This window comes from Pseudomonas sp. GW822-FHT07A10 (assembly GCF_058798795.1).
On sequence record NZ_JBXAKV010000018.1, the window covers coordinates 51,684 to 71,634 of the forward strand.

18 protein-coding genes are annotated in these 19,951 nt (G+C 58.6%); 12 read left to right on the forward strand and 6 right to left on the reverse strand.

Translation table 11 applies throughout. The features are described from left to right. Positions 1–5: 5 nt before the first annotated feature. Positions 6–479, reverse strand: a complete 474-nt coding sequence (locus AC1RL4_RS25130) for an Lrp/AsnC family transcriptional regulator (protein WP_007939165.1) — start codon at positions 477–479, stop codon at positions 6–8. 210 nt (positions 480–689) lie between these two features. Here AC1RL4_RS25130 and kynU point away from each other — a divergent pair, with 210 nt between their 5' ends. From kynU to AC1RL4_RS25145, 3 genes are all read left to right on the forward strand, one after another. Beyond that, the gene (gene kynU, locus AC1RL4_RS25135) at positions 690–1,940 is read left to right on the forward strand and encodes a kynureninase (protein WP_230174799.1); all 1,251 of its coding nucleotides are present in this window, start codon (positions 690–692) and stop codon (positions 1,938–1,940) included. A 106-nt stretch (positions 1,941–2,046) separates the two neighbouring features. Next, positions 2,047–3,360 (forward strand): OprD family porin, encoded by a 1,314-nt coding sequence (locus AC1RL4_RS25140; protein ID WP_230174797.1) that lies wholly within the window; start codon positions 2,047–2,049, stop codon positions 3,358–3,360. 74 nt (positions 3,361–3,434) lie between these two features. After that, positions 3,435–4,844, forward strand: coding sequence for an amino acid permease (locus AC1RL4_RS25145; protein ID WP_019579615.1), 1,410 nt, complete (start codon positions 3,435–3,437; stop codon positions 4,842–4,844). A 71-nt stretch (positions 4,845–4,915) separates the two neighbouring features. Here the strand turns inward: AC1RL4_RS25145 and AC1RL4_RS25150 are convergent, their stop codons facing one another. Continuing rightward, a complete protein-coding gene (locus AC1RL4_RS25150; protein ID WP_007939160.1) occupies positions 4,916–5,521 on the reverse strand; it encodes a TetR/AcrR family transcriptional regulator in 606 nt (201 codons plus the stop codon). 134 nt (positions 5,522–5,655) lie between these two features. Between AC1RL4_RS25150 and AC1RL4_RS25155 the strand changes: the two genes are divergently transcribed. Continuing rightward, a complete protein-coding gene (locus tag AC1RL4_RS25155; RefSeq protein WP_230174795.1) occupies positions 5,656–6,570 on the forward strand; it encodes a DUF808 domain-containing protein in 915 nt (304 codons plus the stop codon). Between the two features lie 85 nt (positions 6,571–6,655). On the opposite strand, the gene AC1RL4_RS25160 is transcribed toward AC1RL4_RS25155, so the two are convergent. Continuing rightward, positions 6,656–7,444, reverse strand: coding sequence for an MlaA family lipoprotein (locus AC1RL4_RS25160; protein ID WP_018925098.1), 789 nt, complete (start codon positions 7,442–7,444; stop codon positions 6,656–6,658). Then, positions 7,437–8,735, reverse strand: coding sequence for a serine protein kinase PrkA (locus AC1RL4_RS25165; protein WP_019579617.1), 1,299 nt, complete (start codon positions 8,733–8,735; stop codon positions 7,437–7,439). Before AC1RL4_RS25165 ends, AC1RL4_RS25160 begins: the two co-directional genes overlap by 8 nt. Positions 8,736–8,956: 221 nt before the next feature. On the opposite strand from AC1RL4_RS25165, the gene AC1RL4_RS25170 reads away from it, so the two are divergent. Beyond that, a complete protein-coding gene (locus tag AC1RL4_RS25170; RefSeq protein WP_019579618.1) occupies positions 8,957–9,313 on the forward strand; it encodes a hypothetical protein in 357 nt (118 codons plus the stop codon). A gap of 94 nt (positions 9,314–9,407) precedes the next feature. On the opposite strand, the gene AC1RL4_RS25175 is transcribed toward AC1RL4_RS25170, so the two are convergent. Next, on the reverse strand, positions 9,408–11,003 hold the full coding sequence (locus tag AC1RL4_RS25175) for a glycoside hydrolase family 17 protein (RefSeq protein WP_096479731.1): 1,596 nt from the start codon (positions 11,001–11,003) through the stop codon (positions 9,408–9,410). Positions 11,004–11,288: 285 nt separating this feature from the next. Here AC1RL4_RS25175 and AC1RL4_RS25180 point away from each other — a divergent pair, with 285 nt between their 5' ends. The 3 genes from AC1RL4_RS25180 (at position 11,289) to AC1RL4_RS25190 (ending at position 14,303) form a co-directional block, all read left to right on the forward strand. Next, positions 11,289–12,140 (forward strand): glycine betaine ABC transporter substrate-binding protein, encoded by an 852-nt coding sequence (locus AC1RL4_RS25180; protein ID WP_018925103.1) that lies wholly within the window; start codon positions 11,289–11,291, stop codon positions 12,138–12,140. Between the two features lie 196 nt (positions 12,141–12,336). After that, positions 12,337–12,648: a DUF485 domain-containing protein gene (locus AC1RL4_RS25185; RefSeq protein WP_007939152.1), complete on the forward strand. Its 312-nt coding sequence runs from the start codon at positions 12,337–12,339 to the stop codon at positions 12,646–12,648. After that, positions 12,645–14,303 carry a cation acetate symporter gene (locus tag AC1RL4_RS25190; protein WP_096479732.1) on the forward strand — a complete coding sequence of 553 codons (1,659 nt, stop codon included), beginning with the start codon at positions 12,645–12,647 and terminating at the stop codon, positions 14,301–14,303. The genes AC1RL4_RS25185 and AC1RL4_RS25190 overlap by 4 nt, the downstream gene beginning before the upstream one ends. A gap of 625 nt (positions 14,304–14,928) precedes the next feature. Here AC1RL4_RS25190 and gltA read toward each other — a convergent pair. Beyond that, entirely contained in the window at positions 14,929–16,218 is a 1,290-nt protein-coding gene (gene gltA, locus AC1RL4_RS25195; protein ID WP_018925105.1) for a citrate synthase, read from the reverse strand. A 363-nt stretch (positions 16,219–16,581) separates the two neighbouring features. On the opposite strand from gltA, the gene sdhC reads away from it, so the two are divergent. From sdhC to AC1RL4_RS25215, 4 genes are read left to right on the forward strand one after another with little or no spacing between them, the layout of a single operon-like run. Beyond that, positions 16,582–16,956, forward strand: a complete 375-nt coding sequence (gene sdhC / locus AC1RL4_RS25200; RefSeq protein WP_015096190.1) for a succinate dehydrogenase, cytochrome b556 subunit — start codon at positions 16,582–16,584, stop codon at positions 16,954–16,956. After that, on the forward strand, positions 16,950–17,318 hold the full coding sequence (sdhD, locus tag AC1RL4_RS25205) for a succinate dehydrogenase, hydrophobic membrane anchor protein (RefSeq protein WP_003210573.1): 369 nt from the start codon (positions 16,950–16,952) through the stop codon (positions 17,316–17,318). The genes sdhC and sdhD overlap by 7 nt, the downstream gene beginning before the upstream one ends. Positions 17,319–17,321: 3 nt before the next feature. Continuing rightward, the gene (gene sdhA, locus AC1RL4_RS25210) at positions 17,322–19,094 is read left to right on the forward strand and encodes a succinate dehydrogenase flavoprotein subunit (protein WP_019579623.1); all 1,773 of its coding nucleotides are present in this window, start codon (positions 17,322–17,324) and stop codon (positions 19,092–19,094) included. Between the two features lie 11 nt (positions 19,095–19,105). Further along, positions 19,106–19,810 carry a succinate dehydrogenase iron-sulfur subunit gene (locus tag AC1RL4_RS25215; RefSeq protein ID WP_007936040.1) on the forward strand — a complete coding sequence of 235 codons (705 nt, stop codon included), beginning with the start codon at positions 19,106–19,108 and terminating at the stop codon, positions 19,808–19,810. Positions 19,811–19,951: the final 141 nt, after the last annotated feature.

Consider the following 19,951-nt stretch of genomic DNA (forward strand, 5'->3'; position numbering starts at 1 on the left):
GCGGCTCACTTACGCACCACCAAATCAAGCAACGTCTCCCGCTCCTTGATTTTCTGCAACACGATTTCCGAGCGGATATCAGTCACCCCCGCCGTGCGGTTCAGTTGGTTGACGATGAAGTCGGAGAAGTGTTTGACGTTGCGTGCCTGGACCCGCAGAACATAATTGCTCGCCCCGGTAATCACGTAGGCGGTGACCACTTCCGGCCACAACTGGACCTTCTTGATGAAGGTCTCGTGCCAGTCCTCGACGTCCTGTCGCAATGACACATGGACGATGGCTTCCAGTTCGACTCCCAGCTTCTCTGCGTTCAGCATCGCGCGATAGCCGGTGATGATTCCTTCACTTTCCAGCAAGCGTAAACGGCGCAAGCAGGCCGACGGCGACAGTGCGACCTTCTCTGCCATTTCGTGGTTGCTGATACGGCCGTCACGTTGCAAGAGATGCAGGATCCGCAGGTCTGTCGGGTCGAGAGTCATGGTTAGAATAAATCCTCGATATTTGGCGTTGGATTCGAATTTTCTACGAGATAAATACTAGATGGCCGCTTACTTTGCACGAAAATTCTCTAAAGCTTCGTTCATTATTTCCTCACCGTGAAGGCGCAAATAACGCCTGAAACACGACACTCACACCCGACTACCGCGATTTGCCCGGACGGCACTTCTTTCAAAAAAGCAGGACACCCAATGACTACAAGAAACGATTGTCTGGCGCTTGATGCGCAGGACGCTCTGGCCCCTCTGCGTCAGCAGTTTGCGCTTCCTGAAGGCGTGATCTATCTCGACGGCAACTCCCTGGGCGCGCGCCCGGTCGCAGCGCTGGCGCGTGCTCAGGCAGTGATCGCCGATGAATGGGGCAATGGCCTGATCCGCAGTTGGAACAGCGCTGGCTGGCGCGATTTACCTGAACGTCTGGGCAATCGACTGGCGGGGCTGATTGGCGCCGGTGACGGCGAAGTGGTGGTGACCGACACCACCTCGATCAACCTGTTCAAGGTGCTCAGCGCCGCCCTGCGTGTGCAGGCCACGCGGGCGCCGACGCGGCGGGTGATCGTCAGCGAGACCAGCAACTTCCCGACTGACCTGTATATCGCCGAAGGTCTGGCGGACATGCTGCAGCAGGGCTACAGCCTGCGTCTGGTCGACAGCCCGCAAAAGCTGGCGCAAGCGATTGACCAGGACACCGCGGTGGTCATGCTCACCCACGTCAACTACAAGACTGGCTACATGCACGACATGCAGGCCCTGACCGCGCTGACCCATGAATGTGGCGCGCTGGCCATCTGGGACCTGGCGCATTCCGCCGGGGCGGTGCCGGTCGACCTGCATCAGGCGCGCGCCGACTACGCCATCGGTTGCACCTACAAGTACCTCAATGGCGGTCCGGGCTCGCAAGCTTTCGTCTGGGTTTCCCCTGAGTTGTGCGATCTGGTGGCGCAACCGCTGTCCGGCTGGTTTGGTCATTCGCGGCAGTTCGCCATGGAGTCGCATTACCAGCCGAGCAGCGGAATCGCCCGCTATTTGTGCGGCACCCAGCCCATCACTTCATTGGCGATGATCGAGTGTGGTCTGGATGTCTTCGCCCAGACCGACATGGCCAGCCTGCGCAGCAAGTCCCTGGCGCTGACGGACCTGTTCATCCAGTTGGTCGAGCAGCGCTGCGCCGCTCATGAGCTGACCCTGGTCACTCCACGCGAACACGCCAAACGTGGCAGCCATGTCAGCTTCGAACATCCCCAGGGTTATGCGGTGATCCAGGCCTTGATCGCCCGTGGCGTGATCGGCGATTACCGCGAGCCGCGGATCATGCGGTTCGGCTTCACCCCGCTGTACACCAGCTTCACCGAGGTCTGGGATGCGGTGCAGATCCTCGGCGAAATACTTGATCAGAAAACCTGGTCGCAAGAGCAATTCCAGATCCGCCACAGCGTCACCTGATACCCCCCGACGCCTTTGTCTTGCTGCCGCGAATTTCCCGGCAGCAGGGCTTCGGTCGCCTCCGATAAGCACTTCTGTGAAAACACAATAATAAGGAACACGCAGAATGAAATTGTCCCTTTGGCCCGCCTTGCCGCTCGCCATTACCAGCTGTCTCGGCCAAGTGGCCCATGCCGCACCCGACAATGGATTCGTTGAAGACAGCAGCCTGACCCTGACCCATCGCAATTTCTATTTCTACCGCAACAACCTCAACAACCCGGGCGGCCAGAACTATCGGGAGGAGTGGGCCCACGGACTTATGCTCGATTACCGTTCCGGCTATACCCAGGGCACAGTGGGTTTCGGAGTCGACGCCTACGCGCAGTTGGGGCTCAAGCTCGACAGCGGCAGGGGGCGTACCGGCACCGGTTTGTTGCCGGTCGATTCCGATGGACGCGCCGAGGATGAGTATTCCGAAGCGGGTGGCGCGCTCAAGGCGCGGATCTCGAAGACCGAACTCAAGTACGGCAACCTGACACCGCTCAACCCGGTGTTCGGCACCGGTTCGGCGCGCCTGTTCACCACCTACGCCAATGGTTTCCAGCTGACCAGCAGCGAGTTGAAAGGACTGCAACTCGATGCCGGGCACTTCACCTCGGGCAATGACAGTGCGTCGACCAACGACGATGGCGCCCTCAAGGCGCTGTATGCCGGGGTGGAAACCCGCAGCGTCGATTATCTGGGCGGCAGCTATGCCCTGAGCGATCAATTGAGCGTCAGCCTGTACGGTTCGCAGTTCGCTGATATCTGGCGGCAGTACTACGCCAACGCCAACTACAGCTATGCCCTGAGCGAAAACCAGTCGCTGAATCTGGATTTCAACCTCTATCGCACCAACGACTATGGCCAGCGCCTGGCCGGCAAGATCGACAACACCACCTGGTCGCTGGCCGCCGCTTACAAGGTGGGTGCGCACCGCTTGACCCTGGCCTACCAACGGGTCGATGGCGATGAACCGTTCGATTATCTCGGCTTCGATCAGCAGCCGGGCACCTCGATATTCCTTGCCAACTCGGTACAGATCCTCGACTTCAACGCGCCTAATGAGCGTTCCTGGCAGCTGCGTTATGACCTGGACATGGCGCCCTTTGGCGTGCCGGGCCTGAGCTTCATGTCGCGCTATGTGAGCGGTGACCATATCGACGATAGCCACTACGACGGCGGCCCCAATGGTGCCTATGGACGTTACGGCAGTGACGGCAAGCGCTGGGAGCGTGACATTGAAGCGCGCTACGTGGTGCAGGAGGGCAAGGCCAAGGACCTGTCGATACGTGTGCGCCAGGCCAGTATACGTTCCACCGCCCAGGTGGCCCGGGCGGACACCACCGACAACAACGAAGTCCGGGTGATCATCGAGTATCCGCTGAATATTTTCTGATCCGTGGCTGATCTCCACCGGCAACCCAAACGATTTGCTCTCTTCAAGAAAGACAATATTCAGAGGAAAGAAAAATGACCGATAACGCCGGTTTTGAAAACATCTCCAAGCGTGAGCAGGGCCTCAGGCGCCAGCTCACCTCGGGTCAGATGAGCATGATCGCCATTGGCGGTGCGATTGGCACCGGGCTGTTCATGGGCAGTGCCTACGCCATTGGTTATGCCGGGCCGAGCGTGCTGCTCAGCTATGCGATTGGCGCGATCATCACGCTGCTGTTGATGGGCTGTCTGGCGGAAATGACGGTGGCCCATTCGACCTCCGGCTCGTTCGGCGCCTATGCCGAATTCTATGTCAGCCCATTGGCCGGGTTCCTGGTGCGCTATGCCTATTGGGCGGCGATTGTGCTGGCAGTGGGCACGGAAGTGACGGCGGTGGCGATGTACATGAAGTATTGGTTCGCCAATGTACCGGAATGGATCTGGATTGTTTCGTTCTCGAGCATGCTGATCGTGCTCAACGCCATCAGCGTGAAAACCTTCGGCACCTTCGAGTACTGGTTCTCGACCATCAAGATCGGTGCGATTGTCGGCTTCATCATCCTCGCGGTGTATGTGGTGTTCGGTTCCGGCAACGCGGATTACGGCGTGCACAATTACACCGCCCACGGCGGCTTCTTTCCCAATGGTCTGCAAGGCATGTGGATTGCGGTGATCGTCTCGATCTTCAGCTATCTGAGCGTGGAAATGATCGCAGTGGCCGCCGGCGAGGCGCAGGACCCGGAGCGGGCGGTGAAGAAGGCCTTTCGCGCGACCATCGTGCGGCTGGTGGTGTTCTACCTGCTGACCCTGGCCCTGATGCTGGCGATTGTGCCGTGGGTCCAGGCCGGTCAAGCGCAGAGCCCATTCGTCACCGTCATGCAGACCATCGGCATTCCCGGCGCAACCGGCGTGATGAACTTCGTGATCCTGATTGCAGCGTTGTCGGCGATGAACAGTCAGCTCTACATCACCACCCGCATGATGTTCAGCCTGTCCCGCGGTGGTTATGCACCCAAGTCCATGGGGGTGTTGAGCAAGACCGGAATCCCGCTGAATGCCTTGTTGCTGTCGAGTTCCGGCATTGCCCTGGCAACGTTGCTCAATGTGCTGTACCCGGAAAGCTCCTTCACCTTGATGATGGCGATCTCGATGTTCGGCGCGATCTTCACCTGGTTCATGATCTTCCTGACCCACTACTGTTTCCGTCGCTACCACGAGCGCAACGGTGAACGGAAACTGTCCTTCCGCATGCGCCTGTTCCCGTACACCACGCTGTTGGGGCTGCTGCTGATGGGCGCGGTGATGATCACCACCTACTTCACCGATGCCTTCAAAATGACCTTGGTATTCGGTGTGCCTTTCCTGCTGATCCTCACGATTGTCTACTGGATCTTCTTCAGAAAACCCAGGGCAGCCGTGGCGTTGAATCCGCTGCCGAAGGTTTAGAGGGCGCAAACATGCAATCCCGACCGGCAGTTTTCATGGACTGCCGAGTCGGCATTGATCCTGGGCCGCTATCAGTCCGGCTCACACCCCTTGAGCACCAACCGGATAATCGTCTGTGCCGCCGCCTCATAATCAGCCTCATCCAGCTTGGCCTTGCCGGTCACTGCAGAAATCTGCCAGTCGAAATCGGCGTAGGTCTGGGTCGCGGCCCAAATGCTGAACATCAGGTGGTTGGGGTCGATCGGGGCGATCTGGCCGCGGTCGATCCAGGTCTGGATGCAGTCGATGTTGTGCCTGGCCTGGCCGTTGAGCTGCTCGACCAGGTCGGGGCTCAAATGCGGGGCGCCGTGCATGATTTCGCTGGCGAACACCTTGGAGGCGAAGGGCAGGTCGCGGGAGATGCGGATTTTCGAGCGGATGTAGCCACTGAGCACCTCGCTGGGCACGCCGTCGGCGTTGAACGGCGTCGAGGCTTGCAGGATGGGCTCGATGATGCTTTCCAGGACCTCGCGGTAGAGGTTTTCCTTGGATTTGAAGTAGTAATAGACGTTAGGCTTGGGCAGCCCGGCCTTGGCCGCGATGTCACTGGTTTTGGTCGCAGCGAAGCCCTTGTCGGCAAATTCTTCACTGGCGGCACGCAGGATCAGTTCTTTGTTGCGCTCGCGGATAGTGCTCATAAACCAAGGGGTTCCTTGCCTGTTCTGGCGGTTGCGCATGGTAGCACCGGCCTCGCGCGACGCTCAAGAATGCCCCGTGTGGCCTCGGGTCGCGTTATGCTGCGCACCATTCATTCAAGAAGGAAACCCGATTCATGGCAGGAAGCAGTTTGCTGGTGCTGATCGACGACATCGCCACCGTACTGGACGATGTAGCGTTGATGACCAAAATGGCCGCGAAGAAGACCGCCGGTGTACTGGGCGACGATCTGGCGCTCAACGCCCAGCAGGTTTCCGGCGTGCGTGCCGAACGGGAAATCCCGGTGGTATGGGCAGTCGCCAAGGGCTCGTTTCTCAACAAGCTGATCCTGGTGCCGTCGGCATTGGCCATCAGTGCGTTCATTCCGTGGCTGGTCACACCGTTGCTGATGGTCGGTGGCGCTTACCTGTGCTTCGAAGGCTTCGAAAAACTCGCCCACAAATTCCTGCACAGCAAAGCCGAAGATCAGGCTGAACACGCAGAGTTGGTCGAGGCCGTGGCCAATCCGGCAGTCGATCTGGTGGCGTTCGAGAAGGACAAGATCAAAGGGGCGATTCGTACCGACTTCATTTTGTCGGCGGAAATCATCGCCATCACCTTGGGCACTGTGGCTGACGCTTCGCTGACCCAGCAAGTGATCGTGCTCTCGGGCATCGCCGTCGTCATGACTATCGGCGTCTATGGCCTGGTGGCCGGCATTGTCAAACTCGATGACCTCGGTCTATGGCTGACCCAGAAGCCTGGGCAAATGGCCAAAAGCATCGGCGGCGGGATTCTGCGTGCAGCGCCGTACATGATGAAAAGCCTGTCGGTGATCGGCACCGCGGCGATGTTTTTGGTTGGCGGCGGGATTCTGACCCATGGCGTGCCGGTGGTTCATCACTGGATCGAGAGTGTCACCGCAGCGTCTGGTGGGGCCGGGTTTATCGTGCCGACGTTGCTCAATGCGGTGGCCGGGATTGTCGCGGGCGCGGCGGTGTTGGCGGGGGTGATGGCGGTAGGCAAGCTCTGGAAAATGGTGAAAGCCTGAAACTCTGGGAGCTGGTGTTTGATACGCCGCGCATGAAAAAGGCCATTCGACGCAAATCGAATGGCCTTTTTTGTTGCCGACGAAGTTACTCGGCGATCTGCAGCTTGCGCGCCTCGGTATACACGTAACGCACTTTTTCATACTCGAACGGTGTGTTCATCTGCCCGTAGCGGAAGCCGTTCTGATAGCGCTTGTCGATGCCGCGCAGTACCCAGATTTCCGGGTGGTTGGAACTGACTTCGGACACGTTCAGGAAATTGATCGCCGATTCGCCGGTGTAGTCGACCGCCAGGCCTGCGGTGTCACGCAGGTTCGACGGGCCGAGGATCGGTAGCACCAGGTAGGCGCCGCCCGGTACGCCGTAGAAGCCCAGGGTCTGGCCGAAGTCTTCATTGCGGCGCGGCAGGCCCATGGCGGTGGCCGGATCCCACAGGCCGGCGACACCGATGGTGGTGTTGAGCAGCAGGCGAGCGGTGGTGTCCAGCGAGCGCTGCCCCTTGAATTGCAGCAGGCTGTTCACCAGGTTCGGCACATCACCGAGGTTGTTGAAGAAGTTGCTGACGCCGGTGCGCAGGAAACTTGGGGTGACGTAGCGATAGCCGTTGACCACGGGCAGGAACACCCATTCGTCGAACCGGTAGTTGAAGTGGTAGACGCGGCGGTTCCACTCTTCCAGCGGGTCATAGACGTTCAGTGCGTTGAGCGATGAGCGTTCGAACTCTCGCTGGTCCAGCCCCGGGTTGAATTTGAGTTTGCTCAGCGGTTCCTTGAAGCCGTCTTTATCGATCACCACTGGGGCGTTGGCTTTGCTGTTGTCGGCATTGGCGACGCCTGCACAGAGTAACGCTGCGATCAGCAGGAGGTATTTAGCCACGGAAAAACTCCAGCATGGCGTCGCTGTTGACGCGATAGTTGAGGTTGCCGCAATGGCCGCCCAATGGATAAACAGTCAAGCGGTCGCCAAAGGTGCGGCGCAGAAAGCCCAGGTCGCCAGGGCCGAGGATCACGTCGTCGGCGTTGTGCATGACGGCGATTTTCGGGCTGTCGTGCAGGTAGTCCTTCAGTGCATACAGGCTGACCTGATCGATCAGTTGCAGCAGGCTGCCACCGTCGGTGCGGGCGCGCCACATCGGGATAACCTGCTCGGTGATGTAGCAGTCGAAGTCGCACTGCAGCGCGCGTTTAAGGAACGGCGTGAGGGTTGTGCCTTCGGTGATCGGGAATTTCGGTGGTGTGATCAGGCCGCGACGGTTGATCAGGTCCGAGGTAAAGGCGATGTCCGCCGCCGAGAAACGGAACGAAGTGCCGATCAGCATCGCCATCTGCTCGTTGCTCAGGTGTTGCTTGGACTGCTGGAAGTCGTAGAGCAGGGCATCGTTGAGGTCGATGTAGCCCTTTTGCTGGAAGTAACGGGTCAGTTTCCCCAGCACCAGCTCATAGAAAGTGGTGGTGTTGTTGATGCCCTTGACCTCGGTCTGTACCAGCTTGTCCAGGTTGGTGACCGAGGTGTAAAGGTTGACCGGCGGGTTGAGCAGCAAGACTTTCTTGAAGTTGAAGCTGCGACGGGTTTCGTCCAGGTGTGCAACAAAAGCCGCATCCAGGGCGCCGAGGCTATAACCGGTCAGGAAATAATCGGTGACCGGCAGTTTCGGGTTTTGCGCCCGCACAGCCTGCATCACCCGGTACATGTCTTCGGCATCTTCCTTGGTCACGCCCGGGGTGGCGAAGCGCGAGGCGGCGCTCATGAAGTCGAAGCTGGTGGGCGACGACAGCTGCACCACGTGATAGCCGGCCTTGTAATAGAGCTTTTTCAGGTATTCGTTGAGGGTGCTGTCATAGCGTGCACCGGTGCCGGAGATCAGGAAGATCAACGGTGCGGCATGATCCTGCGTGGCGATGCGATAGGTGAGTTTTTTCACCGGCCAGAAGTTGTCCGGCAGATTGAACTCACGCTCCGGGCGCATCGTGACACTGCGGTCCGACTGATTGATGTCTTCATCCAGCGGCAATTCCGGGCGCAAGTCGGGCGGTGTCGTGGCGATGGTCGCCTCGAACGGGTTGGTCAGGGGGTAGCCATAACTGGCGGCGTCAATATCGGCCGCCAGTACGGACGCACTTAAAAGCAAGCCGCCAAACAGGGCGGCGAAGCGCAAGGAACGGAGCATGACTAGATCCCTTAGAGGAAGGTGCCAGATGAAGTTCGCAGGCTATGACCATCGGATTTGGGCCAAAGTGCCATGCATCGGCCGTAAACAGGCCTGATTTCGGAGCAACGGTAGCGGGACGATACACTTTGCAGTTATTTCATGAACAGTTAATTGATGTTATTTGCTTACCAAGGGCGGGGGATTAAGCTGGCGGCCGATTTCGTTTATTGGAGTGCTTCATGTCCCGCCGTCTGCCTGTGATTCTGCTGCTCGTTCTTCTGCCATTGTGGCTGGCCGCCAGTTATGGCGCGCGTTATGGCTTCATGGAGGATGCTCAATGGGTCGGCATCTGCGTTGACGAGGCCAGTCGCTGGGAATGCCAGGTGCGTTCGAACCTGGGTTTGATGATTCATTTCAAGGTGTTGGGCTGGGCGGCAGTGGCGGCAGCCGTGACCGGTTTTGTGCTGCCAGGGCGGGCAGGGTGGTGGTTGGCGGTATTGGCGCTGGTGCTCGGGTTTCCGGCGCTGGCGTTGTACACCACCACGTTGGCGGTGTTTGCGGTGGTGATTGCTGCTTTGCGTCTGGTTCGGGCATAAAAAAGATCGCAGCCTGCGGCGGCTCCTACACGGGGATATACGTTTCCCTGTGGGAGCCGCCGCAGGCTGCGATCTTTTGATCTTGCTGTGTTGATTACCCTTTGCGAACCCGCAAGCTGCGCCACAACGCCGCGACCATCAACACACTCACCAGCGCCCAGCCCCAAGCCTGCTGATTCTGCAGACCTTCACGAAACAGCTGCGGCGCAATGCCGGCGCCGATGATGAAGGTCAGCACGGCGATTTCCCGACGAGGCACGCTCACCGGCCGGCACAGGTACACCAGTGCCGGCAGGATGAAGGCGACACTCGGGAAGCTGCGATAACGCGGGTCGAACACCAGTTCCAGCATCATCACCGCCGCGGCAAAACCTGTCGCGGCCAGCCACCAGCCGGCTCGACGTTCGAGTGCATTGAAGGCGCACCCACGCCAACCGGTGCGGGCGCTCAAGGTCAGCGCGGCATGGGCCAGCACCAACAGGTTCAACCCCGTCAGCAACGCTACCCACAACCATTCACTGGCAAAACGGGTGGTGACGCGGGCCAGGTCGCCCCAGGCGCCAATCGAGCAGGCCGCCAGGGCACCGAGCAGTGGCAGCACCAACGCTGCGCGGGTGCTGCGAACCCGACCGCCGAGGATCAGCGTGCCGATGAAGATCAAGCCACCCACCGCCAGCCATTGCGACCAGTACGGCACGTTCGAGACCGGCCCGGCGAGCACGCCCTTGTCCTGGCGATCGGCATCGAACAGTCCCCAATAACCGCCCACCGCACCTTCGCTGGCACGTTTCCAGGGCTGGTCGAACGCTTCGATCAGGTTGTAATGCCAGCCTTGCTGCTCGGCCATGATCACAAAGCTGCGAATGAACTTGGCTTCATTGACCCGGCTCGGCAGCGCCGTTTCGCGCTGACGACCTTCGCTCGGCCAACCGGTTTCGCCAATCATCACGTCCTTGGGCGCGAACTTGTTGCCGAACACCTGGCGCACTTCAGCCACATGTTGCAGCGCGGCGTCGATGTTCGACGGATCGTCTTCCCAGTACGGCAATAAATGGATGGTCAGGAAATCCACTGCCGGGGCGACTTCCGGGTGTTTGAGCCAGAACTCCCAGACGTCGGCGTAGGTCACTGGTTGCTTGATCCGGCTTTTGACTTTATTGATCAGCGTTGCCAGTTGCGCGCCGGTGACTTCCTTGCGCAGCAGGGCTTCGTTGCCGACGATGACCGAGGTCACCACATCCGGGTTGGCATTGGCCGAGGCGATCAGCAGGTCGACTTCCTTGGCGGTGTCCACCGGGTTGCTGTTGACCCAGGCGCCGATCATCAGCTTCAGGCCGTGCTTGCGCGCCAGGTCGGGCAGGGCTTCGAGGCCGGTCATGGAATAGGTGCGGATGCATTCGAATCGGGTCGCCAACAGGGCGAGGTCGGCGTCCATGCGCTCGGGGCGCAGTTTGAACGGCACGTCGAATGGCGATTGGTCCTTGTCGAACGGGGTGTAGGAGGCGCATTGCAGCTTGTGCGTTGCGCTGGCCACGTCCGGCAGGATCACCGGTTTGCCGAGGCCGTACCAGAAGCCGCCGAGGGCAAACAGCCCCAGCAGGCAAGCAAAAAGATAAGCCAAAAAAGGAAAGCGTGATGTCGCGGGCATGTTCAGGCCGTCTGGGAGCAAAGCCGGGCATGTTACCTGCATTTGGCCTACGCTTGGTGGGCTGCTTGGTTTTGACATGCAAAGTTCAGGCGGGATGGCCTATGCATTTTTAGCGGTCGCGATTAATGGCCTTCTGATGTCGTTTCTCGATGCCTTGAGGTCGCTGGCAGAGCAGGTCACTGTTGGCGTCAGGTTGATGATCGACACGTCAGTACTCCACTGATAATCGAGCGAGTTTGCGGTCGGCGTGATGGGGGCGCTGTGCACCATAAAAATACGTTGAGCGACTCGGCATCCGTCGAGTGCAGCACTTTCGGGGAAGTAACGATGAAGATGCGACGACTCTTGGGCGCAGGTGCCGCTTTGGTGCTGGCAATCAGTTCTACCGTAGCCAGCGCTGAAGGCAAGGCAGTAACGATCGGTTATGTGGACGGCTGGTCGGACAGCGTCGCCACGACCAACGTGGCTGCTGAAGTGATCAAACAGAAACTCGGTTATGACGTGAAACTGCAAGCGGTTGCCACCGGGATCATGTGGCAAGGTGTGGCCACCGGCAAACTCGACGCCATGCTGTCGGCGTGGCTGCCTGTGACTCACGGCGAATACTGGGCGAAGAACAAGGATCAGGTCGTCGACTACGGCCCGAACTTCAAGGATGCGAAAATCGGTCTGATCGTGCCGGAGTACGTCAAGGCCAAGTCGATTGCGGACCTGAAAACCGACGAGAGCTTCAAGGGCCGTATCGTCGGCATCGACGCCGGTTCAGGTGTGATGCTCAAGACCGATCAGGCCATCAAGGATTACGGTCTGGACAATTACACCCTCAAGGCCAGTTCCGGCGCCGGCATGATTGCCGAGCTGACCCGTGCCGAGAAGAAAAACGAATCCATTGCCGTCACCGGTTGGGTGCCGCACTGGATGTTCGCCAAGTGGAAACTGCGCTTCCTGGAAGACCCGAAAGGCGTTTACGGCGCAGCTGAAACCGTGAACAGCATCGGCAGTAAAGAACTGGCAACCAAAGCGCCTGAAGTCGCGAAGTTCCTGAAGAACTTCCAGTGGGCGTCGAAAGACGAAATCGGCCAGGTCATGTTGGCGATTCAGGACGGTGCCAAGCCTGAAGCCGCAGCGAAAGACTGGGTGGCTAAACACCCGGATCGCGTTGCCGAATGGACCAAATGATTTGAGCTGAAGCGTCTGGTCAGCACCTCCCAAGGCCCCTTGGCTTAAATGCCAAGGGGCTTTTTGCTTTCTGTGGGAATTCGGCGGGGGAGAAGCCGTCATGTCGTTCTAATACTAAGGTCGTCTGGAACCTCTCCGGCAGCCGCATAGAGTGGATAACGTTCCAACTAAAATCTGTGCTGCGAGGATAAAAACAATGAACGACAGCATTTACCTCTCGATTCAAAACAGCCCGCGCTTCAAGGAGCTGGTTAGCAAGAGGGAACGATTCGCCTGGATTCTTTCAGCGATCATGCTTGGGCTGTACTCCGGATTCATCCTTTTGATCGCTTACGGGCCGCATATTCTGGGCGCAAAGATCAGCCCCGAGTCTTCGATAACCTGGGGCATTCCGATCGGTGTCGGGCTGATTGTTTCGGCCTTTGTCCTGACTGGCATCTACGTACGACGCGCCAACGGCGAATTCGACGACTTGAACAATGCGATTCTCAAGGAGGCTCAGCAATGATCCGGCGTCTAATCGCTCTCTTGAGCATCGCAGCCTTTGCACCGGGCGCCTGGGCGGCTGAGGCCCTGACGGGTGCAGTGCAGAAACAACCGCTCAACGTATCCGCGATCATGATGTTCGTGGTGTTCGTCGGGGCAACCTTGTGCATCACCTATTGGGCGTCCAAGCGCAACAAGTCGGCCGCCGACTACTATGCGGCGGGTGGCAAGATCACCGGTTTCCAGAACGGTCTGGCAATTGCCGGTGACTACATGTCCGCGGCATCCTTCCTGGGTATTTCCGCCCTGGTGTTCACCTCCGGCTACGACGGCCTGATCTATTCGATCGGCTTCCTGGTGGGTTGGCCGATCATTCTGTTCCTGATCGCCGAACGCCTGCGTAACCTGGGCAAGTACACCTTTGCCGACGTGGCGTCCTATCGCTTGGGGCAAACCCAGATCCGCTCGCTGTCGGCGTGCGGTTCGCTGGTGGTGGTGGCGTTCTACCTGATCGCGCAAATGGTCGGTGCCGGCAAGCTGATTCAGCTGCTGTTCGGCCTGGACTACCACGTTGCGGTGATCCTGGTCGGTATCCTGATGTGCCTGTACGTGCTGTTCGGCGGCATGCTGGCGACCACTTGGGTGCAGATCATCAAGGCGGTGCTGTTGTTGTCCGGTGCCTCGTTCATGGCGCTGATGGTGATGAAACACGTCAACTTCGACTTCAACACGCTGTTCTCCGAGGCGATCAAGGTTCACGCCAAAGGTGAAGCAATCATGAGCCCGGGCGGCCTGGTGAAAGACCCGATCTCGGCGTTCTCCCTCGGCCTGGCACTGATGTTCGGTACCGCTGGCCTGCCGCACATTCTGATGCGCTTCTTCACCGTGAGCGACGCGAAAGAAGCACGTAAAAGTGTGCTGTATGCAACCGGCTTCATTGGCTACTTCTACATCCTGACCTTCATCATCGGCTTCGGCGCGATCCTGCTGGTCAGCACCAACCCGGCCTTTAAAGATGCGGCAGGCGCGCTGTTGGGCGGCAACAACATGGCGGCGGTGCATTTGGCCAACGCGGTGGGTGGCAGTGTGTTCCTGGGCTTCATCTCGGCGGTGGCGTTTGCGACCATTCTGGCGGTGGTGGCTGGCCTGACCCTGGCCGGTGCCTCGGCAGTGTCCCATGACCTGTATGCCAGCGTGATCAAGAAGGGCAAGGCCAACGAGAGGGATGAAATCCGCGTCTCGAAAATCACCACCATCGCTTTGGCGGTGCTGGCGATTGGCCTGGGCATTCTGTTCGAGAAGCAGAACATCGCGTTCATGGTGGGCCTGGCGTTCTCCATCGCGGCGAGCTGCAACTTCCCGGTGCTGCTGCTTTCCATGTACTGGAAGAAACTGACGACTCGCGGTGCGATGATCGGCGGTTGGTTGGGGCTGGTCAGTGCGGTTGGCTTGATGGTGCTGGGGCCAACCATCTGGGTGCAGATCATGGGTCACGAGAAGGCGATCTTCCCGTATGAATACCCGGCGCTGTTCTCGATGATCATTGCCTTTATCGGGATCTGGTTCTTCTCGATCACTGACAAATCTACTGCGGCTGACAATGAGCGGGCGCTGTTCTTCCCGCAGTTTGTCCGTTCGCAGACCGGGTTGGGGGCGAGTGGGGCGGTTTCGCACTAAGGCTTCTTATATATAAGCTGCGCTGACACGAATGCCCCGGTCGAGAGATCGGGGCATTTTTATTGGGCGGTTATCGCCCTTTGTGTGTACATATCTGTTTCTGCGGTAACGCCGGCTGGCGGTTTCGCTCTTACAGCGAGTCACTTTGAAAAAGGGGCGGGCAGAGTGAGATCAAAAGCCAGATCAAGATCAAAAGATCGCAGCCTTCGGCAACTCCTACGGGGGAACGCGTTCATTTGAAGCTAGGTCGGCCGGTAGGCCGCCTCGCTTTGCTTTTGAGGTGCACGCCCCCTCGAGAGGCCGAGTGGAGGTTCTGCGCAGTGGGCAACCCGGCATGGATGCCGGGTTAGCCGCCCCCGGCCATGGATGGCCGATGGCGGCGGGCCCACGGAGCAGGACCGGAGCGAGGGCATGCCGAGCCAAGGCGAGGCACCGAACGAAAGGAGCAAGAGCGCTTTGGTTACTTTCGCGCTTTTCGAAAGTGACTCGCTGTAAGAGCGAAACCATAAGCCGCCGTTACCGAAGAAACGGATATGCACACAACCAAAGAGCACAAACAAAAACGGCCTCTATCTACATAGAGGCCGTTCTCGGTGCAACTTAAGACATTATCGCAAGACAGGTCTTATTTGCGGTCTTCAAGCGGGGTGATGTCACGCGACTCGTAGCCGGTGTACAGCTGGCGCGGACGGCCAATCTTGTACGGGCTGGAGAGCATTTCTTTCCAGTGGGAGATCCAGCCGACGGTCCGCGCCAGGGCGAAGATCACGGTGAACATACTGGTTGGAATGCCGATCGCCTTGAGGATGATCCCCGAGTAGAAGTCGACGTTCGGGTACAGCGAGCGTTCGATGAAGTACGGGTCGGTCAGGGCGATCTCTTCCAGGCGCATGGCCAGTTCGAGTTGCGGATCGTTGGTGATGCCCAGTTCCTTCAATACTTCGTCGCAGGTCTGCTTCATGACGGTAGCGCGTGGGTCGCGGTTTTTGTAAACCCGGTGACCGAAGCCCATCAGTTTGAACGGATCGTTCTTGTCCTTGGCTTTGGCGATGTACTTGTCGATGTTCGAGACATCGCCAATTTCATCGAGCATGGTCAACACGGCTTCGTTCGCCCCGCCGTGGGCAGGACCCCACAGTGCAGCGATACCGGCGGCGATACAGGCGAACGGGTTGGCGCCCGAGGAACCTGCCAGGCGTACGGTGGAGGTCGATGCGTTCTGCTCGTGGTCGGCATGGAGGATGAAGATCCGGTCCATGGCCTTGGCGAGTACCGGGCTGATCGGTTTGATCTCGCACGGGGTGTTGAACATCATGTGCAGGAAGTTTTCCGCGTACGACAGGTCGTTGCGCGGGTACATCATGGGTTGGCCCATGGAGTACTTGTAAACCATTGCAGCCAGGGTCGGCATCTTGGCAACCAGGCGGATCGCGGAGATTTCGCGATGCTGCGGGTTATTGATGTCGAGGGAGTCGTGGTAGAACGCCGAGAGGGCGCCAACTACACCGCACATGACGGCCATCGGGTGGGCGTCGCGACGGAAGCCGTTGAAGAAGGTCTTCAACTGCTCGTGGACCATGGTGTGGTTCTTCACGGTGCCGACGAACTGGGCTTTCTGTTCTGCGGTCGGCAGCTCGCCGTTGAGCAGCAGGTAGCAGGTTTCCAGGTAGTCCGACTTTTCAGCCAGCTGTTCGATCGGGTAGCCGCGGTGCAGCAGAATACCGTTGTCGCCGTCGATGTAGGTGATCTTCGACTCGCAGGAGGCGGTCGACATGAAACCAGGGTCAAAGGTGAAACGGCCCGTGGCCGTCAGGCCCCGAACGTCGATAACATCGGGACCAACGGTGCCGGTTAAAATGGGCAGCTCGACGGGGGCTGCGCCCTCGATGATCAACTGCGCTTTTTTGTCAGCCATGTGGCCTCCTATTTATGCTTGAAATCATCAGACAGACCCCCCACGCAGGGCCCGCACCACTATAGTGAGATAAATTCGAATGTCAATTTGCCTAAAGTCTTGCTCCAGAAGGCTTTAACCGCACTTTTTTCTCGAAATTGCCTGCCGTTTACGCCTTTTATGTCACTTGTGCAATCCGCTATTAGGGGAAGGTGAACGCGTTGTCATTAGTAGCCTAACTGTCTATACTCGGCCACCGACCGCCAGGGGCTTTTGGGCCTGCTTTATTGGGGGTCGCATCCCTGGGTGGTGGTTACCTGACCAGTGCACTCCCCAACAACTTTGCCCTGATTGTTAGGGGCTCTTCAGTGTGAAAAAAAAGCCGTGAAAAGCCAACGACCTGTAAACCTAGACCTAAGGACCATCAAACTCCCCATCACCGGCGTTACGTCGTTTCTTCACCGTGTTTCCGGCATCATCCTCTTCCTGGGCCTTGGCTTCATGCTTTATGCATTGGGCAAGTCTCTGGGTTCCGAGGAAGGTTTTGCCGAGGTGAAGGCATGCTTGACCAGCCCGCTGGCCAAGTTCGTAGCATGGGGCCTCCTGTCCGCTCTTCTGTATCACCTGGTAGCCGGTGTGCGCCACTTGATCATGGACATGGGCATCGGTGAGACGCTGGAAGGCGGCCGCCTGGGCTCGAAAATTATCATCGCCGTTTCCGTGGTGTTGATCGTTCTGGCAGGAGTTTGGATATGGTAACCAGCGTTACGAACCTTTCGCGTTCGGGCCTCTATGACTGGATGGCGCAACGTGTGTCTGCGGTTGTTCTCGCGGCTTATTTCATTTTCCTGATCGGATACCTCGCTGCGAATCCTGGCATTGGCTACGCCCAATGGCATGGCCTGTTCGCCCACAACGGGATGCGTATCTTCAGTCTGCTGGCCCTTGTGGCCCTGGGCGCTCACGCCTGGGTCGGCATGTGGACCATCGCGACCGACTACCTGACGCCGATGGCGCTGGGTAAGTCCGCGACTGCAGTACGTTTCCTTTTCCAGGCAGTATGCGGCGTTGCGATGTTCGCTTACTTCGTCTGGGGTGTGCAGATTCTCTGGGGTATCTGATCCATGGCTAACATTCCAACGATTTCTTTCGACGCCATCATTATTGGTGGCGGCGGTGCTGGCATGCGCGCTGCGCTGCAACTGGCACAAGGCGGTCACAAGACTGCCGTGATCACCAAGGTTTTCCCGACTCGTTCGCACACCGTATCGGCCCAGGGCGGCATCACTTGCGCCATTGCGTCTGCCGACCCGAACGATGACTGGCGCTGGCACATGTACGATACCGTCAAGGGTTCCGACTACATCGGTGACCAGGACGCTATCGAATACATGTGTCAGGAAGGCCCGGCTGCCGTTTACGAGCTGGACCACATGGGTATGCCGTTCTCGCGTACCGAGCAAGGTCGTATCTACCAGCGTCCGTTCGGCGGTCAGTCGAAGGATTACGGTAAAGGCGGGCAGGCTGCCCGTACTTGCGCCGCTTCCGACCGCACCGGTCACGCGCTGTTGCACACCCTTTATCAGGGCAACCTGAAAGCCGGTACCGTGTTCCTGAACGAGTACTACGCTGTCGATCTGGTAAAGAACGGTCAAGGCGAGTTCGTCGGTGTGATTGCGATCTGCATCGAAACCGGTGAAACCACCTACATCCGTGCCAAGGCCACCGTACTGGCCACCGGCGGTGCAGGTCGTATCTACGCTTCGACCACCAACGCCCTGATCAACACCGGTGACGGCGTTGGCATGGCGCTGCGTGCCGGCGTACCGGTACAAGACATCGAAATGTGGCAGTTCCACCCGACCGGCATCGCCGGCGCCGGTGTACTGGTAACCGAAGGTTGCCGTGGTGAAGGTGGTTACCTGATCAACAAGCACGGCGAGCGTTTCATGGAGCGTTATGCTCCGAACGCCAAAGACCTTGCCGGTCGTGACGTGGTTGCCCGTTCGATGGTTAAGGAAATCATCGCCGGCAACGGTTGCGGTCCGAATGGCGACCACGTAATGCTCAAGCTCGACCACCTGGGCGAGGAAGTGCTGCACAGCCGTCTGCCAGGCATCTGCGAACTGTCCAAGACTTTTGCGCACGTTGACCCGGTCGTCGCTCCGGTTCCGGTTGTTCCGACTTGCCACTATATGATGGGCGGCGTTGCCACCAACATTCATGGCCAGGCGATCACTCAGGACGCCGAAGGCAAAGACACCATCATTCCGGGCCTGTTCGCGGTTGGTGAAGTGGCTTGCGTATCGGTTCACGGTGCCAACCGTCTGGGCGGCAACTCGTTGCTCGACCTGGTGGTCTTCGGTCGTGCGGCCGGTCTGCACCTGGAAAAAGCGCTGACCGACGGTATCGAATACGACGACGCCACCGACGCCGACATCAATGCGGCCCTGTCGCGTCTGTCCGCTCTGAACGAGCGTACCGATGGTGAAGACGTGGCAACCCTGCGTCGCGAGCTGCAAAACTGCATGCAGAACTACTTCGGTGTATTCCGTACCGGCGAATACATGCAGAAGGGTATTGCTCAACTGGCTGATCTGCGTGGCCGTATCGCCAACGTCAAGATCAACGACAAGAGCCAGGCGTTCAACACCGCGCGTATCGAAGCGCTGGAGCTGCAGAACCTGCTGGAAGTGGCCGAAGCTACCGCCATCGCTGCAGAAGTACGTAAAGAGTCCCGCGGTGCTCACGCCCGTGAAGACTTTGAAGACCGTGACGACGAAAACTGGCTGTGCCACACCCTGTACTTCCCGGGTGAGAAGCGCGTTGCCAAGCGTGCAGTGAACTTCTCGCCGAAGACTGTTCCGACTTTTGAACCTAAGATTCGGACTTATTAAGGGTGGCCGCCATGTTGAAAGTCAGTGTTTATCGTTACAACCCTGATCAGGACGCTGCGCCGTTCATGCAGGAATTCCAGGTTGATACCGGTGGTAAAGACCTGATGGTGCTGGACGTGCTGGCCCTGATCAAAGAGCAGGACGAAGGTTTCTCCTATCGTCGCTCTTGCCGTGAAGGTGTTTGCGGTTCCGACGGCATGAACATCAACGGCAAAAACGGTCTGGCGTGCATCACGCCGCTGTCTGCCGTCGTAAAAGGTAACAAGCTGATCGTTCGTCCTCTGCCAGGTTTGCCGGTTATCCGTGACCTGGTCGTCGATATGAGCATCTTCTACAAGCAATACGAAAAGGTTAAGCCATACCTGCAGAACGACACGCCGGCTCCGGCCATCGAGCGTCTGCAGTCCCCGGAAGAGCGTGAAAAGCTCGACGGTCTGTACGAGTGCATCCTGTGCGCTTGCTGCTCGACTTCGTGCCCGTCCTTCTGGTGGAACCCGGACAAGTTCCTGGGCCCGGCTGCCCTGCTGCAAGCGTACCGCTTCCTGGCAGACAGCCGCGACACCAAGACGTCCGAGCGTCTGGCTTCGCTGGATGACCCGTTCAGCGTATTCCGCTGCCGGGGCATCATGAACTGCGTCAACGTTTGTCCGAAAGGCCTGAACCCGACTAAGGCCATCGGTCACATCCGTAACATGCTGCTGCAAAGCGGCGTGTGATTCAGCTGCTGTACCCGTAGAACCGCTGTACCCGTAGATGCTGCGGCGCAGGCTTCAACCGGCGCCGTAGTTTTAACCTGAGCAGCAGCCCATAAGGCTGCGGCTCTTATTTTGAAGAAATGAGACAAGCAGGGGCATCCG

Bases quoted from the DNA above. Each gene is read 5' to 3' on its own strand.
- AC1RL4_RS25130 (WP_007939165.1), bottom strand. From the start codon at position 479: ATGACTCTCGACCCGACAGACCTGCGGATCCTGCATCTCTTGCAACGT.
- kynU (WP_230174799.1), top strand. From the start codon at position 690: ATGACTACAAGAAACGATTGTCTGGCGCTTGATGCGCAGGACGCTCTG.
- AC1RL4_RS25140 (WP_230174797.1), top strand. From the start codon at position 2,047: ATGAAATTGTCCCTTTGGCCCGCCTTGCCGCTCGCCATTACCAGCTGT.
- AC1RL4_RS25145 (WP_019579615.1), top strand. From the start codon at position 3,435: ATGACCGATAACGCCGGTTTTGAAAACATCTCCAAGCGTGAGCAGGGC.
- AC1RL4_RS25150 (WP_007939160.1), bottom strand. From the start codon at position 5,521: ATGAGCACTATCCGCGAGCGCAACAAAGAACTGATCCTGCGTGCCGCC.
- AC1RL4_RS25155 (WP_230174795.1), top strand. From the start codon at position 5,656: ATGGCAGGAAGCAGTTTGCTGGTGCTGATCGACGACATCGCCACCGTA.
- AC1RL4_RS25165 (WP_019579617.1), bottom strand. From the start codon at position 8,735: ATGCTCCGTTCCTTGCGCTTCGCCGCCCTGTTTGGCGGCTTGCTTTTA.
- AC1RL4_RS25170 (WP_019579618.1), top strand. From the start codon at position 8,957: ATGTCCCGCCGTCTGCCTGTGATTCTGCTGCTCGTTCTTCTGCCATTG.
- AC1RL4_RS25175 (WP_096479731.1), bottom strand. From the start codon at position 11,003: ATGCAGGTAACATGCCCGGCTTTGCTCCCAGACGGCCTGAACATGCCC.
- AC1RL4_RS25180 (WP_018925103.1), top strand. From the start codon at position 11,289: ATGAAGATGCGACGACTCTTGGGCGCAGGTGCCGCTTTGGTGCTGGCA.
- AC1RL4_RS25185 (WP_007939152.1), top strand. From the start codon at position 12,337: ATGAACGACAGCATTTACCTCTCGATTCAAAACAGCCCGCGCTTCAAG.
- AC1RL4_RS25190 (WP_096479732.1), top strand. From the start codon at position 12,645: ATGATCCGGCGTCTAATCGCTCTCTTGAGCATCGCAGCCTTTGCACCG.
- gltA (WP_018925105.1), bottom strand. From the start codon at position 16,218: ATGGCTGACAAAAAAGCGCAGTTGATCATCGAGGGCGCAGCCCCCGTC.
- sdhD (WP_003210573.1), top strand. From the start codon at position 16,950: ATGGTAACCAGCGTTACGAACCTTTCGCGTTCGGGCCTCTATGACTGG.
- sdhA (WP_019579623.1), top strand. From the start codon at position 17,322: ATGGCTAACATTCCAACGATTTCTTTCGACGCCATCATTATTGGTGGC.
- AC1RL4_RS25215 (WP_007936040.1), top strand. From the start codon at position 19,106: ATGTTGAAAGTCAGTGTTTATCGTTACAACCCTGATCAGGACGCTGCG.